General features: G+C 53.2%; 15 protein-coding genes. 7 read left to right on the forward strand and 8 right to left on the reverse strand.

Annotated features, from left to right (window positions below):
• Positions 1-164 precede the first annotated feature (164 nt).
• Together mobB and mobA are read right to left on the reverse strand one after the other, a co-directional pair.
• Positions 165-668: a molybdopterin-guanine dinucleotide biosynthesis protein MobB gene (mobB, locus tag HCH49_RS20585; protein WP_221703289.1), complete on the reverse strand. Its 504-nt coding sequence runs from the start codon at positions 666-668 to the stop codon at positions 165-167.
• Positions 665-1249: a molybdenum cofactor guanylyltransferase MobA gene (mobA, locus tag HCH49_RS20590; RefSeq protein ID WP_033146977.1), complete on the reverse strand. Its 585-nt coding sequence runs from the start codon at positions 1247-1249 to the stop codon at positions 665-667. The genes mobB and mobA overlap by 4 nt, the downstream gene beginning before the upstream one ends.
• A gap of 68 nt (positions 1250-1317) precedes the next feature.
• On the opposite strand from mobA, the gene HCH49_RS20595 reads away from it, so the two are divergent.
• The 3 genes from HCH49_RS20595 to dsbA all read left to right on the forward strand — a co-directional run bounded on the left by HCH49_RS20595 (position 1318) and on the right by dsbA (position 3300).
• Complete coding sequence (locus HCH49_RS20595; protein ID WP_008501866.1) at positions 1318-1587, forward strand: YihD family protein; 270 nt, start codon at positions 1318-1320, stop codon at positions 1585-1587.
• Positions 1588-1662: 75 nt separating this feature from the next.
• On the forward strand, positions 1663-2649 hold the full coding sequence (locus HCH49_RS20600; protein WP_039264179.1) for a serine/threonine protein kinase: 987 nt from the start codon (positions 1663-1665) through the stop codon (positions 2647-2649).
• A 27-nt stretch (positions 2650-2676) separates the two neighbouring features.
• Positions 2677-3300 (forward strand): thiol:disulfide interchange protein DsbA, encoded by a 624-nt coding sequence (dsbA, locus tag HCH49_RS20605; protein ID WP_033146975.1) that lies wholly within the window; start codon positions 2677-2679, stop codon positions 3298-3300.
• Between the two features lie 23 nt (positions 3301-3323).
• On the opposite strand, the gene HCH49_RS20610 is transcribed toward dsbA, so the two are convergent.
• On the reverse strand, positions 3324-4232 hold the full coding sequence (locus HCH49_RS20610) for an acyltransferase (protein ID WP_143347726.1): 909 nt from the start codon (positions 4230-4232) through the stop codon (positions 3324-3326).
• Between the two features lie 440 nt (positions 4233-4672).
• On the opposite strand from HCH49_RS20610, the gene polA reads away from it, so the two are divergent.
• Positions 4673-7465 (forward strand): DNA polymerase I, encoded by a 2793-nt coding sequence (polA, locus tag HCH49_RS20615; protein ID WP_221703290.1) that lies wholly within the window; start codon positions 4673-4675, stop codon positions 7463-7465.
• Positions 7466-7775: 310 nt separating this feature from the next.
• Here the strand turns inward: polA and yihA are convergent, their stop codons facing one another.
• On the reverse strand, positions 7776-8405 hold the full coding sequence (gene yihA / locus HCH49_RS20620; protein ID WP_023309768.1) for a ribosome biogenesis GTP-binding protein YihA/YsxC: 630 nt from the start codon (positions 8403-8405) through the stop codon (positions 7776-7778).
• A 577-nt stretch (positions 8406-8982) separates the two neighbouring features.
• Between yihA and yihI the strand changes: the two genes are divergently transcribed.
• Complete coding sequence (yihI, locus tag HCH49_RS20625) at positions 8983-9498, forward strand: Der GTPase-activating protein YihI (RefSeq protein WP_032644299.1); 516 nt, start codon at positions 8983-8985, stop codon at positions 9496-9498.
• A 188-nt stretch (positions 9499-9686) separates the two neighbouring features.
• Positions 9687-11060 (forward strand): oxygen-independent coproporphyrinogen III oxidase, encoded by a 1374-nt coding sequence (hemN, locus tag HCH49_RS20630; RefSeq protein ID WP_221703291.1) that lies wholly within the window; start codon positions 9687-9689, stop codon positions 11058-11060.
• 72 nt (positions 11061-11132) lie between these two features.
• Here the strand turns inward: hemN and HCH49_RS20635 are convergent, their stop codons facing one another.
• The 4 genes from HCH49_RS20635 to glnA form a co-directional block, all read right to left on the reverse strand.
• Complete coding sequence (locus HCH49_RS20635) at positions 11133-11243, reverse strand: YshB family small membrane protein (protein ID WP_023333898.1); 111 nt, start codon at positions 11241-11243, stop codon at positions 11133-11135.
• Between the two features lie 111 nt (positions 11244-11354).
• On the reverse strand, positions 11355-12767 hold the full coding sequence (glnG, locus tag HCH49_RS20640; protein WP_023309765.1) for a nitrogen regulation protein NR(I): 1413 nt from the start codon (positions 12765-12767) through the stop codon (positions 11355-11357).
• A gap of 11 nt (positions 12768-12778) precedes the next feature.
• Positions 12779-13828: a nitrogen regulation protein NR(II) gene (glnL, locus tag HCH49_RS20645; RefSeq protein ID WP_008501857.1), complete on the reverse strand. Its 1050-nt coding sequence runs from the start codon at positions 13826-13828 to the stop codon at positions 12779-12781.
• A 171-nt stretch (positions 13829-13999) separates the two neighbouring features.
• Positions 14000-15409 carry a glutamate--ammonia ligase gene (gene glnA / locus HCH49_RS20650; protein WP_023309763.1) on the reverse strand — a complete coding sequence of 470 codons (1410 nt, stop codon included), beginning with the start codon at positions 15407-15409 and terminating at the stop codon, positions 14000-14002.
• A 378-nt stretch (positions 15410-15787) separates the two neighbouring features.
• Here glnA and typA point away from each other — a divergent pair, with 378 nt between their 5' ends.
• The gene (gene typA / locus HCH49_RS20655; protein ID WP_023333895.1) at positions 15788-17611 is read left to right on the forward strand and encodes a ribosome-dependent GTPase TypA; all 1824 of its coding nucleotides are present in this window, start codon (positions 15788-15790) and stop codon (positions 17609-17611) included.
• Positions 17612-17661: the final 50 nt, after the last annotated feature.

Genomic DNA, 17661 nt, shown 5'->3' on the forward strand with positions numbered 1-17661 from the left:
AGTGAAACGCCGTAGCGCCGATGGTAGTGTGGGGTCTCCCCATGTGAGAGTAGGGAACTGCCAGGCATCAAATAAGTAGAGAGGCCATCCGCAAGGATGGCCTTTTTGCGTTTAAGGATTCAGAAATTTGTAGGCCGGATAAGGCAAAGCTGCCACCCGGCAAGTCAGATCGCACTCCACTCCACAATAAACTCCGCAATCCCATCCACATCATTTAAATCCAGCATCGGAACTTCAAGCGGCAATACAACATCACTGGCCACCGCAATCACATGCTCATCCAGCGTTAATTCGCTGAAATCATGCCCGGCATCGCTTCTGAACAGTAGGATCTTAGGCACGGCCTCATGCTTAAATCCCTCAACCAGCACCAGATCCAGCGTGGCGTGATCCATCCGGTTGACCAGATAAGCGAGATCCAGCGGTGCCTCATCCGGCGTTTCTGTCATCAGCGCCCAGCGTTGAGTACTTGCCACCATCGTTTGCGCTGCACCCGCTTTACGCAACGCATAGCTATCTTTGCCCGGTTTATCGACATCCATATTATGGTGGGTGTGCTTAATCAATCCTGGACGGATACCTCTGGCACAAAGCGCAGGAATGAGCTTTTTCAGCAGCGTGGTTTTTCCGGTCCCACTCCAGGCAGAAATGGCGACAACAGGTATCATCTTTTCTCCTGCATCATCTGCAAATCGTCAGGCGTATTCACATTCACAAAAGCTGATTTTAAATCGCTAAAATCAACGGGATGACCGCCAGACTCGCGCATAAAAGCCATCACCCTGCGCTCTCCCGCAGCCAGATAGTACTGCAGGGCTGGCGCCAGGGATCGGTGCATCAATGCGATAGCAGGATGATCACGCTCGCCGTCATGTACCCAAACCACAGGAGCCGTACCCCGAAGCAGCAACAAACGTTCGACAAGACAGGACGGAATAAACGGGGTATCGCAGGGACAGAAGATGAACCACTCTCCGTGAGACTGTTGCATGACCGAAAGCATGCCGGCCAGCGGTCCCGGGTAATCCTCAAGGATATCCTGATAAACGGCATACCCGCTGAGCTGGTAAGTGTCGATATGCCGGTTAGCACTGATGACCATTGTCGACACCTGGCCTGCGAGCGTATCAGCGACACATTGCCATAAGGGTTTGCCGTTCAGGCATTGAAGCCCCTTATCTTTTCCCCCCATTCGCGTCGCTCTGCCACCTGCCAGAACGACCCCAATGATTTCCTGGCTAAGATTCACGAATATCGCCTCTTTTATTGTGGGATTGACCCTGCTAACGTGTCACTCTAAATGAAAGGAGCACCACCATGAAATGTAAACGTCTGAATGAAGTTATTGAACTCCTCCAGCCCGCCTGGCAAAAAGAGCCAGAGCTAAATCTGATGCAATTTTTACAGAAACTGGCCAAAGAGTCAGGTTTTGACGGCGATCTGGCAGACCTTTCTGACGACATCCTGATCTATCACCTTAAAATGCGTGACTCTGCCAAAGATGCTGTTATTCCTGGTATTCAGAAAGATTATGAGGAAGATTTTAAGACCGCATTACTGCGCGCCCGAGGCGTAATTAAAGAGTAAAAGCTTGTAAGCGGCGGCACCGAAATCGCCACAAGATGATATCCTGAATCATTCGTATAATTTCCGGATGATCGGATGAACGACCAGGCTTTTACTTTCCAGACATTACACCCGGACACCATTATGGATGCCCTGTTTGAACAGGGTATTCGGGTGGATTCCGGGCTAACACCGTTAAACAGCTACGAAAACCGCGTCTATCAGTTTCAGGATGAGGATCGTCAGCGCTTCGTCGTAAAATTCTATCGTCCTGAACGCTGGTCCGCAGAACAAATTCAGGAAGAGCATCAGTTTGCTCACGATCTGCTGGATGACGATGTTCCCGTTGCCGCACCGCTAAAATTCAATAACCAAACGCTCCTCACGCACGAAGGGTTTTACTACGCTGTATTCCCGAGCCTGGGTGGCCGCCAGTTTGAAGCGGATAATATCGATCAGATGGAGTGGGTTGCCCGCTATCTTGGGCGCATACACCAGACGGGACGCAAAAAAGCCTTTATTGCCCGCCCGACTATCGGAATTCAGGAATACCTTCTTGAGCCACGCGGAATATTCGAAACGTCTGCCATGATCCCCACTGCGTTAAAGGATGATTTCCTCAACGCCACCGATAAGCTCATTGCTGCTGTTAAAACCTGCTGGCGCGACGATATTTCCGTCCTGCGCCTGCATGGCGATTGTCATGCCGGAAATATCCTCTGGCGTGATGGCCCGCTTTTTGTCGATCTCGATGATGCGCGTATGGGGCCCGCGGTTCAGGACCTGTGGATGCTGCTCAATGGCGACAAAGCCGAGCAACGCATGCAGCTTGAAACCATTATTGAAGCTTATGAAGAATTTAGCCCGTTTAATTCAGACGAAATTGCCCTGATTGAGCCTTTACGTGCGATGCGTTTTGTTTATTATCTCGCATGGTTAATCAGGCGTTGGGACGATCCCGCATTTCCCCGGAATTTCCCGTGGCTTACCGGAGAGGATTACTGGCGTAGCCAGATATCTACATTTACTGAGCAGGTCAAGGTTCTTCAGGAACCCCCTCTGCAATTAACGCCGATGTATTAATTGGACACACCCAGGAGAGAGTTAATCATGAAAAAAATTTGGCTGGCGCTGGCAGGTATGATTCTGGCATTTAGCGCTTCTGCTGCGCAGTTTACCGACGGCAAACAGTTCATCACGCTGGACAAACCGGTCGCTGGCGAGCCACAGGTTCTGGAGTTCTTCTCGTTCTATTGCCCACACTGCTATCAGTTCGAGCAGGTTCTGCATGTTTCTGACAACGTGAAGAAAAAGCTGCCAGAAGGCACCAAAATGACCAAGTACCACGTCGAGTTCCTGGGCCCATTGGGTAAAGACCTGACCCAGGCGTGGGCGGTTGCGATGGCACTGGGCGTGGAAGATAAGATCACTGCGCCAATGTTTGAAGCCGTACAGAAAACCCAAACCGTTCAGACCACTGCGGATATCCGTAAAGTGTTCGTTGATGCCGGCGTGAAAGGTGAAGAGTATGACGCAGCATGGAACAGCTTTGTGGTGAAATCTCTGGTTGCTCAGCAGGAAAAAGCGGCTGCTGACCTCCAGCTTCAGGGCGTTCCGGCGATGTTTGTTAACGGCAAATACCAGCTGAACATGCAGGGCATGGACACCAGCAGCATGGATATCTTCGTACAGCAGTATGCTGATACCGTGAAATACCTGGTTGAGAAGAAGTAATTTCGCTGATGTAAAAACGCCGGTCACTGACCGGCGTTTTTGTATGAAGATTTAATATTGTCTATCTGTTCGTCTTTCTCTTTCCAGAGCGTATTAAGCCACTGCTGGAAACGACGCTTGAAATTCTTATCGTTAACGTAATCACCGTGCAGCCCGGCATCTATCGGAACCAGATCGACACGCACAACAATGCGCGTCAGTTTGCCGCTGAGCATATCGTAGAACGGCGTCTTATCGTTTTCCGGATAGCAGAGTGTGACGTTCAGGAGTTTATCGAACTGTGATCCCAGCACGTTAAGCGCCATCGCAATACCCGCAGCCTTTGGCGGCAGCAAGTGCTGGTAAGGGGAGCGAGTTTGTTGATGCTTCTCTTCCGTAAACCGGGAGCCTTCAACAAAGTTCACGATGGTCGTAGGATGCGCGCGAAACTTTTCGCAGGAACGGCGCGTGGTATCCACATCTTTGCCGCGACGCTCGGGATGACGAATCAAATAGCTGCGCGAATAGCGTTTCATAAACGGCATATCAAGTGCCCAGCAGGCCAGCCCGATAAAAGGCACCCAGGCGAGCTGCTGTTTCAGAAAATATTTGTTCATCGGGATGTGTTTGCGAAAAAGTACGCATAACACCACGATGTCCGCCCAGCTGTGGTGATTGCAGATCAGCAGATACCAGTTCTTCTTGTTAAGACTCTCCAGCCCTTTGATATCCCACTTCAGATGCGGGTTCAGGCACAGCAGGATCGCCAGTCCTTCGCACCAGCAGTACATCATGAAGTTACAAAATGCGGACACGGCTCGCCACACCATGGGAACAGGCAGCAGCAGTTTAACGATCCCGGCGATGATGATCGGCACAGAGCAGGCGACAGTCACCAGGATAGTTAAAATGATGCTTAACAGTAATGTTATTGCTGCGAGCAATCTCGGCATGATGAGCTTTTTCAGGTAGTTAGCTGTAAGTGAGCGGTCGGCTATGCAACGCCGGGCGCTGATTTTACCAGAAAAAAGATAAATTAATGGCGCTTTGACGTGATGATTTGGCCGCTTTTACCCTGTCGCAGACGATTTCTCTGTGATTGCGCGCTTAACAAGGCTTATATCCACATAGACTAAATTGCCATCAGTTGACCATATAGATAAGATCTAATGCTATAACAGCATGATAATTAAGATCTAAAAATTAACGCATATGTATTTTTTACGTCTGTTATTCATATGAAGTGAAAATATACACAAACTTATCCACAGTTTGATTTTTGCGAGCGATCCTCACGATCGCAAAATCTTTTCCTGTATCTGGCGCTAATACCTGATGTTTTCATCCTTCTGTGGCATCCTTTACCCATAAATTGATTAAAGGCACGGACATTATGGTTCAGATCCCAGAAAACCCTCTTATTCTCGTCGATGGCTCTTCTTACCTGTATCGGGCATATCATGCGTTTCCTCCTCTGACCAATAGCGCAGGGGAACCCACCGGCGCAATGTACGGCGTGCTGAACATGCTGCGCAGCCTGATCCTTCAGTATCAGCCAACCCATGCGGCTGTGGTCTTTGATGCGAAAGGTAAAACTTTCCGCGACGAGCTGTTTGAGCATTACAAATCTCACCGTCCGCCAATGCCTGACGATCTGCGCGCGCAGATTGAGCCGCTGCACACCATGGTAAAAGCGATGGGGCTGCCGCTGCTGGCCGTCTCAGGCGTTGAAGCCGATGACGTCATCGGCACGCTGGCGCGTGAAGCAGAAAAGATGGGTCGTCCTGTGCTGATCAGCACCGGTGATAAAGATATGGCGCAGCTGGTGACGCCAGGTATTACCCTGATTAACACCATGACTAACACCATTCTGGGGCCAGAAGAAGTGGTCACAAAGTACGGCGTGCCGCCTGAGCTGATTATCGACTTCCTCGCGTTGATGGGCGACTCCTCGGATAACATCCCGGGTGTCCCTGGCGTCGGTGAAAAAACCGCGCAGGCGCTGCTCCAGGGGCTGGGTGGTCTGGATACGCTCTACGCGGAGCCAGACAAAATCGCCGGGCTCTCCTTCCGTGGCGCAAAAACCATGGCCGGAAAACTGGAAGAGAACAAAGAGGTGGCTTATCTCTCCTATAAGCTGGCCACAATCAAAACCGATGTCGAACTGGAGCTGGGCTGTGAGCAGCTTGAAGTGCAACAGCCTTCCGCTGACGATCTGCTGAGCCTGTTTAAGAAATACGAATTCAAGCGCTGGACCGCTGACGTGGAAGCCGGTAAATGGCTGCAGGCGAAAGGGGCTAAACCTGCTGCAAAGCCGAAGGAGACAATCGTCGTTGACGCAGAAGAGCAGGCGGAAGAAGAAGCCGTGGCGCTTTCCTTCGACAACTACGAAACCATTCTTGAAGAGTCACGGCTGATCGCCTGGATCGAGAAGCTGAAAAAGGCGCCCGTCTTCGCCTTTGATACCGAAACCGACAGCCTCGATAACATCTCTGCCAATATGGTTGGCCTGTCATTTGCGACAGAGCCGGGTATTGCCGCCTACGTCCCTGTGGCGCACGATTACCTGGATGCGCCGGAGCAGATCTCCCGTGAACGCGTGCTTGAGCTGCTGAAGCCGATCCTGGAAGACGAAAAGGCGCTCAAGGTTGGACAAAACCTCAAGTACGACCGCGGCATTCTGCAAAACTACGGCATTGAACTGCGCGGGATTGCCTTCGACACCATGCTTGAATCCTACATTCTGGACAGCGTCGCGGGCCGCCATGATATGGATTCCTTGTCTGACCGCTGGCTCAAGCACAAAACGATCACCTTTGAAGAGATTGCCGGTAAAGGGAAAAATCAGCTCACCTTTAACCAGATTGCTCTGGAAGAAGCGGGGCGCTACGCGGCGGAAGACGCAGATGTCACGCTGCAGCTGCACCTGAAGATGTGGCCAAAACTGCAGAAGCATGAAGGTCCGCTGAACGTGTTCCAGCATATCGAGATGCCGCTGGTGCCCGTGCTGTCCCGCATTGAACGCAACGGCGTGAAGATTGACCCAACGGTGCTGCATAACCACTCCGGGGAGCTGGCGCAGCGTCTGACCGAGCTCGAGCAAAAAGCGCATGAGCTTGCAGGCGAGCCGTTTAACCTCTCTTCGCCGAAGCAGCTGCAAACCATTCTGTTTGAAAAGCAGGGCATCAAGCCGCTGAAGAAAACTCCTGGCGGCGCGCCGTCAACCTCTGAAGAGGTGCTGGAAGAGCTGGCGCTGGATTACCCGCTGCCAAAAGTGATTCTGCAGTACCGTGGCCTCGCGAAGCTGAAGTCTACCTACACCGACAAGCTCCCGCTGATGATCAACCCGAAAACGGGCCGCGTGCACACGTCGTACCATCAGGCTGTCGCGGCGACTGGTCGTCTCTCATCAACCGATCCCAACCTGCAGAACATCCCGGTACGTAACGAAGAAGGCCGCCGTATTCGCCAGGCTTTCATCGCACCAGAGGATTATCTGATTGTCTCTGCTGACTACTCGCAAATTGAGCTGCGCATTATGGCGCATCTGTCCCGCGACAAAGGCCTGCTGACCGCGTTTGCTGAAGGGAAGGATATCCACCGGGCAACTGCGGCGGAAGTCTTCGGCTTGCCGCTGGACAGCGTGACCAACGAGCAGCGCCGCAGTGCTAAGGCGATCAACTTCGGTCTGATTTACGGCATGAGTGCATTTGGTCTTTCGCGCCAGCTCAATATTCCGCGCAAAGAGTCGCAGAAGTATATGGATCTCTACTTCGAGCGTTATCCGGGCGTGCTGGAATACATGGAACGCACCCGCGCGCAGGCGAAGGAAAAAGGTTACGTCGAAACCCTGGATGGCCGCCGCCTCTACCTACCGGACATCAAATCCAGCAACGCGGCGCGTCGCGCTGGCGCAGAGCGTGCGGCGATCAACGCCCCGATGCAGGGTACTGCGGCGGACATTATTAAGCGTGCAATGATCGCCGTTGATGCCTGGCTTGAAAAAGAGAAGCCTCGCGTGAAAATGATCATGCAGGTACACGATGAACTGGTATTTGAAGTGCACAAAGACGACCTCGACGCCGTGTCGAAGAAGATCCACGAACTGATGGAAAGCAGCATGACGCTTGACGTACCGTTGCTGGTGGAAGTGGGAAGTGGCGAAAACTGGGATCAGGCTCACTAACGGTTCTTCGCATAACGCGCTTTTTATGTAAGTTTGCAACATAACAACGCGCGTTTTGTGACAATCATTAGAATTCCCTATGTAAAGAATGAAAAAAAACTACAAAAAGTGCTTTTTCTGCAGCACAAAAAGGGGTAGAGTTGTCGGCGTAGGGTACAGAGGTAAGATGTTCTATCTTTCAGACCTTTTACTTCACGTAATCGGATTTGGCTGAATATTTTAGCCGCCCCAGTCAGTAATGACTGGGGCGTTTTTTATTGCGGCAAAGAAAAATTCAGGCAAAAAAACGCGGCTATCGCCGCGCTCGGTATTACTCTTCTTCCGCTTCCGTCGCGGGTTCCAGCTCGCTAAACCAGGTATCGAGCTTCTGACGCAGCTTGTCCACGCCCTGCTTTTTCAGCGAGGAGAACGGCTCAACCTGCACATCACCGTTGAACGCCAGCACCGCTTCGCGAACCATATTCACCTGCGCTTTACGCGCGCCGCTCGCCAGCTTATCGGCTTTCGTCAGCAGCACCAGCACGGCGATATCGCTTGCTACAGCCCAGTCGATCATCTGCTGATCCAGATCTTTCAGGGGATGGCGAATATCCATCAGCACCACCAGACCTTTCAGGCACAGGCGTTTTTCCAGGTATTCACCCAGCGCACGCTGCCACTTGATTTTCATCTCTTCCGGTACCTGCGCGTAACCGTAGCCCGGTAAGTCGACCAGGCGTTTGCCCTCTGCGACTTCAAACAGGTTGATCAGCTGGGTACGGCCAGGTGTTTTTGAGGTACGCGCCAGGCTCTTCTGATTGGTCAGCGTATTCAGGGCGCTGGATTTCCCCGCATTGGAGCGGCCAGCAAATGCCACTTCAATACCGGTATCAGAAGGAAGGTGGCGAATATCGGGCGCACTGGTGACAAAATGCGTCTGTTGGTAGTTCCAGGTAGTCACGTGGTCGTCTCCAAAATCGTAATCTGAAGGGGATTATACCCGAATGCAGCCAAAAGGCTTTTCTGATTGCTATGAGCTGTAGGCGAATGCCCCAACCGGTGTGAGAGATCGGCCAGTAATGCTATGGGAGATTTCAGAGAATTCGCAGGTGTCAAAAAAGCGAAACTGTTTTAAATCATAAGCTTATTTTCGGGTAATTGTCTGAAAAATCCTTTTTGTACCGTTTCGTTGCTTGTTAGTTTAACGGAACAAGGTAAAGTGTGCGTCAGGGCGAGGAAGCCAACAGGAAATCGACTTAAGGATTAGGGTCAGGAGCGCCAGGAGGCGAAGACGCAGGATTGTCAGGATGACCAGCGCCTGGAGGCGTTTTAAAAGGAAATGGAACCGTATCACGGACGGTATTAGCCAAGGGATAAACAGGGTTTGTTGTTGGCAAACACGGAAAGTCTGACCCGCTAAGGGTTGTGAGTCAGGAAAAAAGGCGACAGATTGCTCTGTCGCCTTTTTTCTTTGCTTGCTTTCTGCTAGATTTCGCCGCAATTCTATACTGAAGAAAACGACTTAAAGATAAAACATCATGAAAAAACCAACCTCCGCTGCGGGCGCGAAACGCCCTGCAAAAGCACGCCGCAAAACGCGCGAAGAACTGAACCAGGAAGCGCGCGATCGCAAACGCGACAAAAAACATCGCGGTCACGCTGCGGGTAGCCGTGCCAACGGTGGTGGTGCAGCGGGTGCTTCTGCAAAAGGCAAACAGCAGAAAGACCCTCGTATCGGCAGTAAAACTCCCATTCCACTGGGCGTGACAGACACCCCGGTCACTAAGCAGCACAAACCAAAGAGCGAGAAACCTATGCTTTCACCGCAGGCTGAGCTGGATTTGCTGGAGAACGATGAGCGCCTGGACGCGCTGCTGGAACGTCTTGAAGAGGGTGAAACCCTGACCGCTGAAGAGCAGTCATGGGTGGATGCCAAACTGGATCGTATCGATGAACTGATGCAGAAGCTGGGCCTGTCATACGACGATGACGAAGATGAAGAAGAAGACGAGAAGCAGGAAGATATGATGCGTCTTCTGAAGGGTGGAAACTAACATTTGCACCCGGCAGGCACGATAGTCCTGCTTATAACCCTTCCGGTTATATGTTATCTGGTGTGGTTATTCGTTAAACTACGGCGGTTGTCGCGGCGACAGAAGTGGCTGCGCACCCGAATGATGGCCCGCGATGGGGCCAGAACGGGCCGCCGTATACGAACGCGACACCAACGGAAGGAGTGAGCATGTCAGCACCAACTATCGACTGGGATTTGGCCCTAATCCAGAAATATAACTATTCCGGGCCGCGTTATACGTCATACCCCACCGCGCTGGAGTTCTCCGATGCCTTCGGCGAGGCTGATTTCCAGCAGGCTGTCGCGCGCTATCCTGAGCGTCCGCTGTCGCTCTACGTCCATATTCCGTTCTGCCACAAGCTTTGCTACTTCTGCGGCTGCAATAAAATCGTTACCCGTCAGCAGCACAAAGCCGACCAATATCTTGATGCGCTCGAACAAGAAATTGTGCATCGCGCGCCGCTGTTTGCTGGCCGTCACGTTAGCCAGCTGCACTGGGGCGGCGGTACGCCAACCTATCTGAATAAAGCGCAAATCAGCCGCCTGATGACCCTGCTGCGCGGCAATTTCAGTTTTAACGCCGACGCTGAAATCTCGATCGAAGTCGATCCGCGTGAAATTGAGCTGGATGTACTGGATCACTTACGCGCCGAAGGCTTCAATCGTCTGAGCATGGGCGTGCAGGATTTCAATAAAGAGGTTCAGCGCCTGGTGAACCGCGAGCAGGACGAAGAATTTATCTTTGCTTTACTCAATCACGCGCGTGAGATTGGTTTCACCTCGACCAATATTGACCTGATTTACGGCCTGCCAAAGCAGACGCCGGAAAGCTTCGCCTTCACCCTGAAGCGCGTGGCCGAACTCAACCCGGACCGCCTGAGCGTCTTTAACTATGCGCATCTGCCGACGCTCTTTGCCGCTCAGCGCAAAATCAAAGATGCCGATCTTCCTTCTGCCCAGCAGAAGCTGGATATCCTGCAGGAAACCATTACCTCGCTGACCGAAACCGGCTATCAGTTTATCGGAATGGATCACTTTGCCCGTCCGGATGACGAGCTGGCGATTGCGCAGCGTGAAGGCGTTCTGCACCGCAACTTCCAGGGCTACACAACCCAGGGCGATACCGATTTGCTGGGGATGGGCGTCTCCGCTATCAGCATGATTGGTGACTGTTACGCGCAGAACCAGAAAGAGCTGAAGCTTTACTACCAGCAGGTTGATGAAACGGGCAACGCGCTGTGGCGCGGCATTGCGTTAACGCGCGACGACTGCATCCGACGCGATGTGATTAAGGCGCTAATCTGCAACTTCCGTCTCGATTTCAGCGACGTTGAGTCGCTGTGGGATCTGCACTTCAGCGATTATTTTGCGGAAGACCTGAAGCTGATTGCACCGCTGGCGAAAGACGGGCTGGTGGATGTGTCGGAGAGCGCGATTGAGGTCACGCCGAAAGGGCGTCTGTTGATCCGTAATATCTGCATGTGCTTTGACGCGTATCTGCGTCAGAAAGCGCGACTACAGCAGTTCTCGCGGGTGATTTAAGGCGCATTGCAAAATGCACAAAACGTAGGCCGGGTAAGGCGAAGCCGCCACCCGGCTTTTACGTTCAACTCGCTAGCTAAACAGCCCCACCAGCGCCGCACACAACATAGCCGCAACGGCTGTCTGTGGCGTGTGGCTTTCAGCGGCTCCGCTAGAGAGCATATTCACGATTGTTTCCAGCATGATGTTCACCCCCAATATCCGGGCACGATCATACAAAACTCATCGGAACAGTAAAGCGCAAAATAACGGCAATTTGCGCTCAATGAATAACCTTTACACAGCGGCGTGCGATCACTCCATCCCCAGCTCTTTAAGCTTGCGCGTCAGGGTATTACGTCCCCATCCCAGCAGGCGAGCGGCTTCCTGCTTATGGCCCTGCGTATGACGAAGCGCGGTAGTTAACAGCGTACGCTCCATCTCCGGCTGAGCTTCAGACAGCAGGTTTTGATGACCGGAACGCAGCGCGCGGTCGGCCCACTGCGCCAGCAGCGTCGCCCAGCTGTCCGGCAGCGCGTGCCCGGTACTGCTTTCAGGCGCGGTCGCTTCAAACAGCTCGGCCGGTAAATCCTGAATCAACACTTCCTGCCCGGCGGCCATCACGGTTAACCAGCGGCAGGTATTTTCCAGCTGACGCACGTTGCCCGGCCACGCCAGACGCGTCAGAGCGGCATCGGTTTCCGGGTGAAGCTGCTTGGCTTCCACGCCCAGCTCGCGGGCGGCTACCTGCAGGAAATGACGCGCCAGGCGGGGAATATCTTCCCGGCGTTCGCGCAGCGGCGGCAGATGAACGCGAATAACGTTCAGACGGTGGAATAAATCCTCACGGAATTTTCCTTCCTGCACGCGTTGCTCCAGGTTCTGGTGGGTCGCGGCGATAATACGCACGTCCACCTTTACCGGCGCATAGCCGCCCACGCGATAAAACTGCCCGTCGGCCAGCACGCGCAGCAGGCGGGTCTGGACATCCAGCGGCATATCGCCGATCTCATCCAGGAACAGCGTACCGCCGTCAGCCTGTTCAAACCGCCCCTGGCGAATGGTATTGGCGCCGGTAAATGCCCCTTTTTCATGGCCGAACAGTTCGGACTCAATCAAATCCTTCGGGATCGCCGCCATATTCAGGGCGATGAACGGCGCTTTTGCCCGCGGGCTGTGGCGGTGCAATGCATGAGCCACAAGCTCTTTACCGGTTCCCGACTCACCGTTAATCAATACGCTGATGGACGAGCGGGACAAACGACCGATAATGCGAAACACGTCCTGCATCGCCGGCGCTTCACCGATGATGTCTGTCGTTGGCCCAAAATCGGGCGCGTGGCGCGGCTGTTGCTGCTCCTGATAGTGGCTAATCGCGCGCTCAACCAGCGCCACCGCTTCGTCGATATCAAAGGGTTTGGGCAGGTAATCAAACGCCCCTTGCTGATAGGCGCTCACTGCGGCATCCAGATCGGAGTGCGCGGTCATTATAATGACCGGAAGCATAGGGTGGCGTTGTTTGATCTGCTTTAACAGCGCCAGCCCGTCCATGCCCGGCATACGGATATCCGAAAGCAGAACATCTGGCGTTTTGGTGGTGAGTGCGTCGAGCACTTCGCTGCCGCTCTCAAACGTCGTGCAGCTTAATCCTGCCCCTGTGAGCGCGCGTTCAAGCACCCAACGGATGGAGCTATCGTCATCGACTACCCAGACTATCCCTCGTTGCATAAACGTCACCTTTATTTTTTAATCGGCAGGAAAACCGAAAACTCGGTATGTCCCGGCCAACTGGTAAATTCAATTTTCCCGGAGTGTTGATCGATCAAACTGCGGGCAATGGATAAGCCCAGGCCGGTTCCGCCTTCGCGACCGCTTACCATCGGGTAGAACAGGGTGTCCTGCAAATGCGATGGAATGCCGGGCCCGTTATCCTCAACGTCGATTCGGGCGGCCAGCCGGTAGCGCACGCCGTGTAACGTGAGCTGGAAGGCGGTGCGGGTGCGTAAAATAATCTCGCCGCCTTCAGGCCCCAGCGCCTGCAGGGCATTACGCACAATATTCAACAGGACCTGCTCAATCTGGTCCGGGTCATGGGCCAGTTCCGGCAGGCTTGGATCGTAATCACGTACCAGCGTGACGTTCTCCGGCAGCTCCATTGAGACGAGCTTCACCACCCGCTCTGCCACTTTATGGATGCTTTCAGTAACGTGCATTCCCGGCTGCTGCGGACCGAGAAGACGGTCTACCAGATTCCGCAGACGGTCCGCCTGCTCAATGATGACGTTGGTGTACTCCGCCAGCGCGGGATCGGGCAGCGCCTTGGTCAGAAGCTGCGCCGCGCCGCGTAATCCACCCAGCGGGTTTTTGATTTCATGCGCCAGGCCGCGCACCAGGTCACGGGCGGCAATCTGCTGCGCGTGCTGAAGCTGCTCCTGGCTCAGTCGACGCTGATTATCCATCGGCGCCATTTCCAGCAGGATCAGACCTTCGGGAAGACGTTGTGCCGTTAGCGACAGAATGTGCGAGCGCCCGTCGATCACCAGCGTCACTTCGTTATCGGTAAACCCCTGGCCGGCCTGCAAACTTTCCTGCATCAGGCCAATATTCAGTGAAAAATAGCTCAGGAGTTCAGGAAGCGGGGTGCCGAACAGTTTACGTGCGCTTTGGGCGAGCAGCTGCTGCGCGGCCGGGTTGGCGTAATGAACGGCCAGCTCGTCATCGACCAGCAATATGCTGTTAATCAAAGAATTGAGGATCTGCCCAGCATCGGGCAGCGTGCCAGTTGCCATTCAGCAGTCTCCTGGAGTCGTTTGCACTAATTTAGTGCAGTATAGCGTTTTCGGCGTAAAAAGCGCGTGAGATCAGGTTGTTGGTGGAGAAAAAAGCCCATCCGGAGATGGGCTAAAAGTTTCCACGGCAACTACCCCCGGCGCTTATCACGCCGGGTAAAACAACTTTAATTAAACGCTGTAGTACAGCTCGAACTCTACCGGGTGTGGCGTCATGCGCACGCGGTCGTTCTCTTCCATACGCAGGGCGATGTAAGCATCGATAGCGTCGTCAGTGAATACGCCACCTGCAGTCAGGAACTCGCGGTCTGCGTCCAGCGCCTGCAGGGCTTCTTCCAGAGAGCCAGCCACCTGTGGGATCTCTTTCGCTTCTTCTGGCGGCAGGTCGTACAGGTTTTTGTCCATCGCTTCGCCCGGGTGGATCTTGTTCTTGATACCGTCCAGACCGGCCATCAGCAGTGCTGCGAAGCACAGGTATGGGTTAGCCGCTGGGTCCGGGAAGCGAACTTCGATACGACGTGCTTTAGGAGAAGCCACCACCGGAATACGGATAGAAGCAGAACGGTTACGTGCAGAGTAGGCCAGCATCACTGGCGCTTCGTAGCCCGGGACCAGACGCTTGTAGGAGTTCGTGGTTGGGTTCGCCAGGGCGTTGATCGCTTTAGCGTGTTTGATAACACCACCGATGTAATACAGCGCCTGCTCGGACAGACCGGCATATTTGTCGCCAGAGAACAGGTTGGTACCGTTCTTGGACAGAGACATGTGGCAGTGCATACCGGAACCGTTATCGCCAAACATTGGTTTTGGCATGAAGGTCGCGGTTTTACCGAAACGGTGCGCAACGTTGTGCACAACGTATTTGTAGATCTGAATTTCGTCCGCTTTTTTGGTCATGGTGTTGAAGCGGGTTGCCACTTCGTTCTGACCAGCAGTCGCCACTTCGTGGTGGTGAGCTTCAACAACCAGGCCCATCTCTTCCATCACCAGACACATAGTGGAACGAATGTCCTGTGCAGAGTCGACCGGAGGAACCGGGAAGTAACCGCCTTTCACGCCAGGACGGTGACCTTTGTTACCGCCTTCGTATTTGGTGGAGGAGTTCCATGCACCTTCGATATCGTCGATAGCCACGTGGGAGCCAGAAATAGAGGCACCGAAGCGGATGTCATCGAACAGGAAGAATTCTGGCTCTGGCCCGAACAGAACGGTGTCTGCGATGCCGGTAGAACGCAGGTACTCTTCAGCGCGTTTCGCAATAGAACGTGGGTCGCGGTCGTAGCCCTGCAGCGTGCCTGGCTCGAGGATGTCGCAACGAATGATCAGGGTTGGTTCTTCGAAGAACGGATCAATGACCGCAGTGGTCGCGTCTGGCATCAGAACCATGTCGGATTCGTTAATGCCTTTCCAGCCACCAATGGAGGAGCCGTCAAACATTTTGCCTTCTTCAAAGAATTCGGCGTTCACCTGATGAGCAGGGATTGTGACGTGCTGTTCTTTACCTTTGGTATCGGTGAAGCGCAGATCAACAAACTTCACTTCATGTTCGTTCAGCATCGTCAAAACGTGTTCAGCGGACATACTTAACTCTCCAGATTGGTCATTGTCGTCGTGGTAACGAGGTCTTCAATTTCTGTTTGTACTGGCTGGTGCCATGTATTTTTTATAAAGCGAAATCTGTGCCAACTTTTAAATCACCCCAAAAAGGCGTTATCATGCGCACCATAGTGCAAAAGGGCTGCACCACAATGGATTTGTTGCACCAGTATAGTGCTTCAATGTGAACATTGAGCACCATATTGGTGCAATTTACGTTAAAGTGCCCTTTTACCGCTCCGTGAAAGCGATCACAAAGCATCTCTGCAATACTTGTTTGCGGGGGATGTTTGTGATCCTGTTTTGTAGTGCGATTAATCCGTGTACAATAACGCGCTATTTCTAAATGCCTGAGGCAAAGTTGTGATCGAAAATTTGCGTAACATCGCCATCATCGCGCACGTTGACCATGGTAAAACTACCCTGGTCGACAAGCTGCTGCAGCAATCCGGTACGTTTGATGCGCGTGCCGAAACCCAAGAACGCGTGATGGACTCCAACGATTTGGAGAAAGAGCGTGGGATTACCATCCTCGCGAAAAACACCGCGATTAAATGGAATGACTACCGTATCAACATCGTTGATACCCCAGGGCACGCCGACTTCGGTGGTGAAGTTGAACGTGTAATGTCCATGGTAGACTCCGTTCTGCTGGTCGTTGACGCAATGGATGGCCCAATGCCACAGACGCGCTTCGTGACCAAAAAAGCTTTTGCCCATGGTCTGAAGCCAATCGTTGTTATCAACAAAGTTGACCGCCCTGGCGCGCGTCCTGACTGGGTTGTTGACCAGGTCTTCGACCTGTTCGTTAACCTCGACGCGACCGACGAGCAGCTGGACTTCCCTATCGTTTACGCCTCTGCGCTGAACGGTATCGCAGGTCTGGACCACGAAGACATGGCTGAAGACATGACCCCGCTGTACCAGGCGATTGTTGACCGTGTTCCTGCACCAAACGTCGATCTCGACGGCACCCTGCAGATGCAGATCTCTCAGCTCGACTACAACAACTACGTTGGCGTAATCGGCATTGGTCGTATCAAGCGCGGTAAAGTGAAGCCTAACCAGCAGGTTACTATCATCGATAGCGAAGGCAAAACCCGTAACGGTAAAGTCGGTAAAGTACTGACTCACCTGGGTCTTGAGCGTATCGAGAGTGACGTTGCGGAAGCGGGCGACATCATCGCTATCACCGGTCTGGGTGAACTGAACATCTCCGACACCATCTGCGATCCGCAGAACGTCGAAGCGCTGCCAGCCCTGTCCGTTGATGAACCAACCGTATCCATGTTCTTCAACGTCAACACCTCTCCGTTCTGTGGTAAAGAAGGTAAATTCGTTACCTCTCGTCAGATCCTTGACCGCCTGAACAAAGAGCTGGTGCACAACGTTGCGCTGCGCGTTGAAGAAACCCAGGATGCCGATGCATTCCGCGTTTCTGGTCGTGGTGAGCTGCACCTGTCTGTTCTGATCGAAAACATGCGTCGTGAAGGTTTCGAAATGGCGGTTTCCCGTCCGAAAGTAATCTTCCGCGAAATCGACGGCCGTAAACAAGAGCCGTTCGAAAACGTAACGCTGGACGTTGAAGAGCAGCACCAGGGTTCTGTGATGCAGGCTCTGGGTGAGCGTAAAGGCGACCTGAAAAACATGAATCCAGATGGCAAAGGCCGCGTACGTCTCGACTACGTGATCCCAAGCCGTGGTCTGATCGGCTTCCGTTCAGAGTTCATGACCATGACTTCCGGTACCGGTCTGCTGTACTCCACCTTCAGCCACTACGACGACGTGCGTCCGGGCGAAGTGGGCCAGCGTAATAACGGCGTGCTGATCTCCAACGGTCAGGGTAAAGCGGTTGCGTTTGCGCTGTTCGGTCTGCAGGATCGCGGTAAGCTGTTCCTGGGTCACGGTGCTGAAGTTTACGAAGGCCAGATCATCGGTATTCACAGTCGTTCTAACGACCTGACCGTAAACTGCCTGACCGGTAAGAAACTGACCAACATGCGTGCGTCCGGTACTGACGAAGCAACGGTTCTGGTTCCACCGATCAAGATGACTCTGGAGCAGGCTCTGGAATTCATCGATGATGACGAACTGGTAGAAGTGACTCCACAGTCAATTCGTATCCGTAAACGTCACCTGACCGAGAACGATCGTAAACGTGCTATGCGCGGTGCGAAAGAAGAGTAATACGGTCAATCCGTAGGCCGGGTAAGCGTGAGCGCCACCCGGCAACTAAA

It is taken from the genome of Enterobacter sp. Y17, assembly GCF_019730495.1.
In the GTDB taxonomy this organism is placed as follows: Bacteria; Pseudomonadota; Gammaproteobacteria; order Enterobacterales; family Enterobacteriaceae; genus Enterobacter; species Enterobacter asburiae_B.

What these genes read in the sequence shown, in the direction of transcription:
- mobB (WP_221703289.1), bottom strand. Translation starts at nt 668, where the DNA reads ATGATACCTGTTGTCGCCATTTCTGCCTGGAGTGGGACCGGAAAAACC.
- HCH49_RS20595 (WP_008501866.1), top strand. Translation starts at nt 1,318, where the DNA reads ATGAAATGTAAACGTCTGAATGAAGTTATTGAACTCCTCCAGCCCGCC.
- HCH49_RS20600 (WP_039264179.1), top strand. Translation starts at nt 1,663, where the DNA reads ATGAACGACCAGGCTTTTACTTTCCAGACATTACACCCGGACACCATT.
- dsbA (WP_033146975.1), top strand. Translation starts at nt 2,677, where the DNA reads ATGAAAAAAATTTGGCTGGCGCTGGCAGGTATGATTCTGGCATTTAGC.
- HCH49_RS20610 (WP_143347726.1), bottom strand. Translation starts at nt 4,232, where the DNA reads ATGCCGAGATTGCTCGCAGCAATAACATTACTGTTAAGCATCATTTTA.
- polA (WP_221703290.1), top strand. Translation starts at nt 4,673, where the DNA reads ATGGTTCAGATCCCAGAAAACCCTCTTATTCTCGTCGATGGCTCTTCT.
- yihI (WP_032644299.1), top strand. Translation starts at nt 8,983, where the DNA reads ATGAAAAAACCAACCTCCGCTGCGGGCGCGAAACGCCCTGCAAAAGCA.
- hemN (WP_221703291.1), top strand. Translation starts at nt 9,687, where the DNA reads ATGTCAGCACCAACTATCGACTGGGATTTGGCCCTAATCCAGAAATAT.
- HCH49_RS20635 (WP_023333898.1), bottom strand. Translation starts at nt 11,243, where the DNA reads ATGCTGGAAACAATCGTGAATATGCTCTCTAGCGGAGCCGCTGAAAGC.
- glnG (WP_023309765.1), bottom strand. Translation starts at nt 12,767, where the DNA reads ATGCAACGAGGGATAGTCTGGGTAGTCGATGACGATAGCTCCATCCGT.
- glnL (WP_008501857.1), bottom strand. Translation starts at nt 13,828, where the DNA reads ATGGCAACTGGCACGCTGCCCGATGCTGGGCAGATCCTCAATTCTTTG.
- glnA (WP_023309763.1), bottom strand. Translation starts at nt 15,409, where the DNA reads ATGTCCGCTGAACACGTTTTGACGATGCTGAACGAACATGAAGTGAAG.